Genomic DNA, 7,613 nt, shown 5'->3' on the forward strand with positions numbered 1-7,613 from the left:
AATATATATAGCGTTCAAAAACTATAACGTTATAGTTATGAACACTATATATGTGGTCTGATGTATAAGTCATAATTGTCGAGCAATGTAATGTAGGAACAAATAAGCATTTGCTCCTACATCTGACTTATTGCTATATAATTGATTATGATCAAGAATTAGGCAATGGTACTATATAAAGAGTGGAAAAACTATAACGTTATAGTTATGAACACTATATATGTGGTCTGATGTCTAAGTCATAATTGTCGATCAATGTAATTTAGAGATACTGATAACTGATAACTGAAATGAAATGACCATTTCCTCGTACATCTGACTCCCGACTTCGGTACTTATACAACTTCATCGGCAAAACTAGCCCAACGAACAAACTCAAAAGGTCCAGCGATCGCTCCCCAGACTTGTTTATCAGTTTCCGGGTCACATCCTGTGTCATGGCTAATAAATTTATGTTCATCTATCTCAAAATGACTGTTTAGATAGGTAGTTTTTCCGTTACGAACAACAGTACAAGCTTTTCCTGGTTCTACCTCACCTCTAAAACTATTACCTGTCCATTTAGTAATAAAGGTGCAACCAGGCAGTTTTTTAATCTGTTCAGTTTTGAGATTTTCTAAACGTTGGGGTTCACGGGAAGCTCCATAAAATTCTTTTTCTTCTTCAATGGCATAATTCTCAATATCTATATGCTCTTCTGAAGGAACTAATTTTAAAATTCTCACTCGATATGGTTGATTAAGAGTAATGTCATAAGCTTGTTCTAGATAAAGGCTAAGTCCATCAAGTAGTTGATATGGAAGTGGACGCATACAAACCCGAATGTGGGCGAAGAAGGGTGGGTTCTCAAAAGCTTGTGGTTGGTTACTGAAGTCAGCAGCGAACCAACGCGCCAAGGTAGTAATATCTGTTGAGTGAGTCATTTCAGTTATCAGTAAATTATTAGGAGTCAGAATGAATGGCTTCAATATCGTTTTTTAGGTTGGGAATTATCTTTTTTATCAAAAAGACATCTTTTTTCAATAATTAATAATTACCTCTTCTTAAAACAGATAGGATTGGTTAAAAGGAATTTTTTTGTTTTTTTCTCCTTGAAAGGAGAGGCTTTAAACCTTAATTTTTCGGTAAAATCTTTTAATCACACTTATTATTCGTAAGATTCTTTTTTCACGCTTGGTATTATATAGCATCTCTCAAGCTAATGAGGTACAGTTGTTTTTCTTGTTTTCTATTCCCTGTTTGCCCAATTTCTACTTTGTACGGACGTTGTATGCAAGGTCCCTACCTGCTCCCCTACTCCCCTACTCTCCTACTCCCCTACTCCCCTACTCTCTCTTGTTTCGATACAAATCTTCAATAGCAAATTCTGCCCTAGCTCTAACTGCTAAAGTTGTCTCTGTATCACTAATTTGATGAATATGACTCAAAATATCTTTAAACCAGTCTTTACCACTAACTTTCACTACTTTTCCTAAACCTTGCAAACCTACAACAGCAGCATAACGCACTACCCATTCTGGGTCTTGAGATACTTGCACTAGGATTTGAAAAGCACGCTGTTGAGCATCAGAAACTTCTGCTTCTGATAACTTTTCCCAATGAATAAAACCTAAACCTCTAGCTGCACCTCGTCGTACACTAAAAGAAAAGTCATTTGCTGCACTATCTAATAATATTTCTAACCCACGAGGGTCACCAATGCCTGCTAATGCTCTTATTGCCCAAGCTCTAGCACCATAGTTATAACCATCAAGTGTTTCTAAGACTGGAAGTACCGCAGGTTCTCCTATTTCGACTAATCCATCAACTGCTGCTACTGCTGCACCTGGGTTATTATAGCCCAAGACCTTAATTAATATTGGGATAGCTTCTTCTATGTGAGCTGCTGCTAAATCTTTAACTGCATCTATTAAGCCTTGAGAAGAGTCTGCTTCTTCAACTGCTCGGATGAGTTGATTGTCTATTGTTGAGGCTTGATTGTTCATTCTTAGGGACTAGAGAGTAGGGAATTAGGGAATAGGGAGTAGAGGGCAGTAGGAAAGTAGTTAAAATATGAATAATATATATTCACGAGGGGCGATAATCACTCTTAACATTATTTAATTTTACTAATTATCCATAGCATTAAAGTATTGCATAAGTATGGAATTATTGTTGAGAAATGGTATAGCACTTATTAGGAAATGGGAGGAAAGTTAGTATATTCGTTTTTGAAAAACAGGATAACATTTTTATTATACCTAATTAATGAGACTTAAATTACTTCTAAAAAAATCTTTTTGTAGTTACTCCTGAGCATAAATATTTTATAAAAGTGAGTCCATTAAAGTCATTACCCCAATAGCCTCATCTGATAATATTTGACTTTTAACTTTTGGATTTATGGTGAGGTGATGTTCTAAAAGTCCTTTCAGAGCAATTAATTTCATACTATTTTCGGCTAAGGTTTCTGATATTGCCTTAGCTGCTGGTAAATAACCGATCGCTGCTAAATCTAATAGTGCAGACCGTCGTAACTGTAAATTGTCACCCTCTAATGCTTTAGTCAAATATTCTCCATATACGGCCTCTCCTGTAAGTTGATACAGAGACCTAGCAGCAGCATATTGGACTTTTTCTGCCGGATGTTCTATAAAAGGCTTAATTAAAGAAATTGCTTCTGTAGCTCGAAGTGTTCCCAAGGCTTCGATAATATCTTCGTAGGGTTGAATCAAATGAGGTTTACCAGGAATCAAAACAGCAGTTTCGACACCTCCCTCTAAAAGTTTGATTAACGCCGGAATACAACTAGAGTCTCCTAACATTCCCAAGGCTTCTATTGCTGCTTCCCTTACATAATAGTCAGAACATTCTAAGCATTCTATTAAAGCAGGTACAGCTTTTTTATCTTCTAACTTACCAAGGGCGCGAGCAGCATTTCGTCTCAAGGGATATCCACCGTCTTCGGTACGGTCAGACTCATCTTTCAGTGCAGCAAGTAAACCATTAATAGCATCAGGAGTATTAACTCTAAACCTCCCTAACCACCAAGCAGCATAATATCGTTTACCTAACTCTTCATGGCATAGGTTAGCGATCGCCTCTTCTACAGTTAGAGACTCGCCATTTTCTGATACTTGTTCTGATGATAATTCCAAATGTTGCTGCTCCATTTTTATCTGTATAAGGTCTTCTTACTTCCGTCTTAAAATAAAAACAAAAAAATACTGATAGATAGCTACTGATTAAAGTTAGGACATTTTTCAATCCTCAAACCCTTTGACAGTCTGCTGTTCCCTGTTCCCTATTCCCTATTCCCTATTCCCTAGCGCGTAGCGCTGTAACTGTTAACTGAAATAACGATGCCCGGAAAGATTAACAAATACTAACCATAGGCCAGTACCTATATACCTGTCCGGGCTACGTTGAATATTAGCTCACGGTAGTTAACTTAGTGAATCTTAATTTCACATTCACCACCTAGTTACTGTGCCAACTATTAGCTAAGAGCGTTAATAGCGTAATCAATATAGTTGTTAGCTTCAGTTGCAGGCTGACCAGTAATACCATGGTTAGCTTTGATATACTTTAGAGCTTCAATGTACCAGCTAGGAGACAACTCGAAAGTCTTGTTAATTTCATCAATTCCTGCGATGAGTATCTCATCCATAGGACCTGTACCACCAGCAATTAGACAATATGTCACCATTCGGAGATAGTAACCAATGTCACGGGAACACTTTGCTTTTCCTACTGGAGTAGAAGCAAAGTTAGGTCCTTGAGTTGTAGTAGTGTAGGGATACTTGTTGTAAACTGCTTGAGCAGCTCCATCAATCAAGGTTTGAGATTTCTCAGTCAGAGCTTTAGCAGCGTCTAAGCAAGCAGCAGCACGGCCGAAACGACCAAAAGCAGCATTGATTTCTGTATTAGTTAGAAAGCGGCCTTGAGAATCAGCAGCAGTTACTGCTTCAGTTAGAGGAGTTTTCATGTTTGAGGTACTTCCCTTATGATTGTGAGTACAATTTTTGGTACAATTTTAAAAGCTGTAGAGATGCTAAGGTGCATCCTTACAAAAAAGTTTTTTACAGTTTTTTTAAGCAACTGCAGCAGCAGCGCGGTCGAAGTAGCCACCAATCTCAGCAATTAGAGAGGCGCAATCTCCAGGAGTAATACCATTAGGATCGTTAGCAATAGCAATAGCTGCATCTTTCATTTTTTGTACACCTAATGCTACAGAAGTACCAGGAGTTCCTAGAGCTAAGTATGTTTCACGGAGACCATTGAGACAACGGTCATCTAGTACACTTGCATCACCAGAGAAAATAGCATAAGTTACATAACGTAGAATGATTTCCATGTCACGCAAACAAGCAGCCATACGACGGCTTGTATAAGCATTTCCACCAGGAGCAATTAACTGAGGCTGCTCTGCGAATAAGGAACGAGCTGCATTAGCAACAATAACTGAAGCGTTGCTAGTAATACGGTTAACTGCGTCTAAACGCTTGTTGCTATCTGCAACCATTGCGCTTAAAGCGTCAATTTGGCTAGCAGTAACAAAATCACCTCTGGCGTCTGCCTGGGAAACTACTTTTGTGAAAGCATCAAACATTGATAAATTCTCCTAATTCGCTTTTTTTTTAGTTGCTTTTCGATGCTATGGGTATTTTTTTAGTTTTTCAGGCTAAGTGTCCATGCCTGGAAAAGTAAGACTAGGACTTTTTCATAATCCTGAGAAAATCTGACACTTTTTATGAGAAGCCTTTCAACTTCATTAATCAGTGGTCTTTTTGATTTTCCCCTATCTTTTAAACCCTTCAGATATTCTTTATACAATGCTGTTGTGTTTTTGTTTATTACAAATTATTAACAAACTTTTCTGAAGCTGGAAACTTAGGCAGGATTCAAGGCCAATTTCCTTTCTAGGTCAAATAGAAAGCCATGAATGTATTCTTCTGTCCATTCTGGGCCATAAAACCTCGTAAACATACCCCTTGCTGGATCTTTCTCGGCTCGATACCTTAAATATCGCAGTTGGGCTTCCTTAATTTCTGCTAATTTTTCTGGATTAGTAATGGGTTCTGCTTGCTTTACAAAAATTAAATAAGCTTGCAGGTAATCTTTGAATGCCTCGAAAACTCTTGTCTCAACTAACTCGGTTTTCTCTGGACGAGTCCAAAGAAAGGCTGGAGAAAAGAATGGGATTGCTTCTTCTGGAAAATCACCTCCCCAAGGTAAATATTTCTGATGTTCTTGGAAGGTCTCCCATATTGGCTGAGTATACTTTTTTTGATAGTTAGGGTCATCCCGAAATAAGGGCTGCATATCTATGGCGATTAAATGTCCCCCTGGCAAGGTAACGAGGTCTGCTCCAAAAAAGGGCAAGTCATAATTAAGGTGAGGAAATATAACAAAATTTAACACTTGCAGCGCACTGCCGCCTTGGACATGAGCTGCTCTAATTTGTCGGAGTTTGGGACTACAAGAGGCATAACTGGTTGTCTCGACTTCTTGTTCTTTTTTGCCTTTGCCAGTCATAGCAACTTTATGTTCAAATCCAGAGGGGATAGGATAAGGTTGTAGTTCTAGTTCTTGCTTTAGTTGAGTTAAAGCATAATCTAGAAAAGGTTGATACAAATTCACAATATTTTTAGTAGGTGTCATTTCAGTTATCAGTTATAGCGCTACGCGAAACGGGAATAGGGAATAGGGAATAGTAGACTAATAAAGGGTTTTAGGATTTAGAAATGTCAAGAGCCTTAATGCGTAGCACTATATCAGTTATCAGTTATCAGGTAAGTATTCAGCTATTAGCACCTCAGCAGTCAGCTAATAGTCAAGCCAAAGTACAAGACTAATTCTAATTAAAATTAGTTGATGACCTTATTTCTTTGCTGATGACTGAGAGCTGACGGCTGTTTGCGCAGCATTCCGCAGGAAATGCTTACATTATCAATACCTCCAGTTTCCCCAGGAGGGAAGAAAATGTGAAATTTCCTTTTTTATCCCTTTAAAATGGCATAGCTGTTTTTTTCTCTTCAATAATTAAAATTACCTATTCTGTAATATTTTGAGGGAAGAAAATGTGAAATTTCCTTTTTTATCCCTTTAAAATGGCATAGCTGTTTTTTTCTCTTCAATAATTAAAATTACCTATTCTGTAATATAAGGATTGGCTAAAATGAATTTTTTTATTCTCTTGATCGATTGAATATAGCGAAGTTTCTTCACCATCTTACCCTAAGAGAATCTCCGATTTTTTCCCATAAATGGAGAGGCTTTACACCTTAATTTTTTGGTAAAAAATGAATGGAGAGAGGGGGAATAATTGGGAAAATTATCAAATTTATCCCATAATTCCATAATTATTTTTTAGGGATTACTATCAATAAAAATCAGTTCACACCTCTCTGAAATTGTTGAAGAGGTGTGAGTTAAATTCTTAAGTTAATAGTTAACAAAGTCATCAAGCTGTAGTAGGAACTGCTAATGGTACAGCATCTTCAAATAAGAATTCGTAGAGAAATTTTTCTGACCATTCATGACCAAAATAACTACTAAATAATCCTGATGCTGGGTCTCGTTCAGCACTATATTGATCGTAATCTTTTTGGGCTTTAACTATCTTTTGAATCTCTGCTTCTGTCTCAATAATTTCTGCTTGCTCTAACATTTGCCAATAGAAACGAATGTAATCTTGATAAGCTCGAAAAAAAGTAGTTTGTACTGTTTCTACATCTGTCTTGGCAAATAATAAATATTTAGAAAAATATTGATTGGCATCGTAAAACTTCATTTCTAAGTTTTGAGCAAAATCATTATATTTCTCTCGTAGCGATCGCATTGGTTCTATATACTTATTCAAGTACGATTCTTCTTGAAATAAAGGTTGAATGTCTAATACTACGATAATTTTATTTTTGCCGAAAGATAATAAGTCAATCCCTAAAAGTGGAATATCATAGTGGTAACTAGGATAAATTACACTATTAAATACTTGAGCTGCTGCTCCTGCATCAATGTAGGTATAACGTATTTTTCTCAGTTCCGTACACTCGTAACACCAACTTTGAATAGTGGCTTGATTTTTGCCTCTATTACTAACGTTAGCTTCTAAACCAGCAGGAATTGGTCGGCTGCGTAGGTCAAATTTACTAAATAACTCTTTTTCTAAATGTTCAAGAAATGGTCTATACATCGATACTTATAGTCATATATTAATTCGTTTCCGACAATAATAGATGGCCATCACCAGAGTCTCATTTCTTAGAAACAAAGCAACAATCCTTCATAAAGTCAAAAGTCAAAATTTTAAAGTCAATCAGTAGAGTTTGCTGAATAAAGTCTTTTGTTGAAATATGATAAATAGGAAATGGGCAATAAGTTTGACTGTTAATTTTTCTGCTTTTCTTCTAACATTTTTGCTTGAGAAAATGTAAGCATTCTGTAGGAAGAGCTGATGCTTACCTATTGACTGACTAAACTTACTCCCTATTTATTTTAGTTTGTTTCTTATTCAATAACTAAACTGGGATGATTTTTGCTCAGGAAAAAATTTTTGATTTGAGTTTTTATTTTGTCGTTTGACTAATCATAATTACCTGAGCTTTTGTCATTTATTTCTGATGGTAGTT

7 protein-coding genes are annotated in these 7,613 nt (G+C 36.5%); all 7 read right to left on the reverse strand.

The features are described from left to right. Positions 1 to 335 precede the first annotated feature (335 nt). The gene (locus tag AFK68_RS19120) at positions 336 to 923 is read right to left on the reverse strand and encodes a chromophore lyase CpcT/CpeT (protein ID WP_094674197.1); all 588 of its coding nucleotides are present in this window, start codon (positions 921 to 923) and stop codon (positions 336 to 338) included. Positions 924 to 1,325: 402 nt separating this feature from the next. Then, positions 1,326 to 1,985, reverse strand: coding sequence for a HEAT repeat domain-containing protein (locus AFK68_RS19125; RefSeq protein WP_210407502.1), 660 nt, complete (start codon positions 1,983 to 1,985; stop codon positions 1,326 to 1,328). Between the two features lie 321 nt (positions 1,986 to 2,306). After that, complete coding sequence (locus AFK68_RS19130) at positions 2,307 to 3,152, reverse strand: HEAT repeat domain-containing protein (protein ID WP_094674199.1); 846 nt, start codon at positions 3,150 to 3,152, stop codon at positions 2,307 to 2,309. A gap of 326 nt (positions 3,153 to 3,478) precedes the next feature. Beyond that, positions 3,479 to 3,967 carry a phycocyanin subunit alpha gene (gene cpcA / locus AFK68_RS19135; protein WP_094674201.1) on the reverse strand — a complete coding sequence of 163 codons (489 nt, stop codon included), beginning with the start codon at positions 3,965 to 3,967 and terminating at the stop codon, positions 3,479 to 3,481. Positions 3,968 to 4,072: 105 nt separating this feature from the next. Beyond that, positions 4,073 to 4,591, reverse strand: a complete 519-nt coding sequence (locus AFK68_RS19140) for a phycocyanin subunit beta (protein WP_094674203.1) — start codon at positions 4,589 to 4,591, stop codon at positions 4,073 to 4,075. 281 nt (positions 4,592 to 4,872) lie between these two features. Next, positions 4,873 to 5,643 (reverse strand): phycoerythrobilin:ferredoxin oxidoreductase, encoded by a 771-nt coding sequence (locus AFK68_RS19145; protein ID WP_094674205.1) that lies wholly within the window; start codon positions 5,641 to 5,643, stop codon positions 4,873 to 4,875. An 802-nt stretch (positions 5,644 to 6,445) separates the two neighbouring features. Beyond that, on the reverse strand, positions 6,446 to 7,177 hold the full coding sequence (locus AFK68_RS19150; protein WP_094674207.1) for a 15,16-dihydrobiliverdin:ferredoxin oxidoreductase: 732 nt from the start codon (positions 7,175 to 7,177) through the stop codon (positions 6,446 to 6,448). Between the last annotated feature and the right edge of the window lie 436 nt (positions 7,178 to 7,613).

Source organism: Hydrocoleum sp. CS-953, from assembly GCF_002260545.1.
GTDB lineage: Bacteria > Cyanobacteriota > Cyanobacteriia > Cyanobacteriales > Microcoleaceae > Trichodesmium.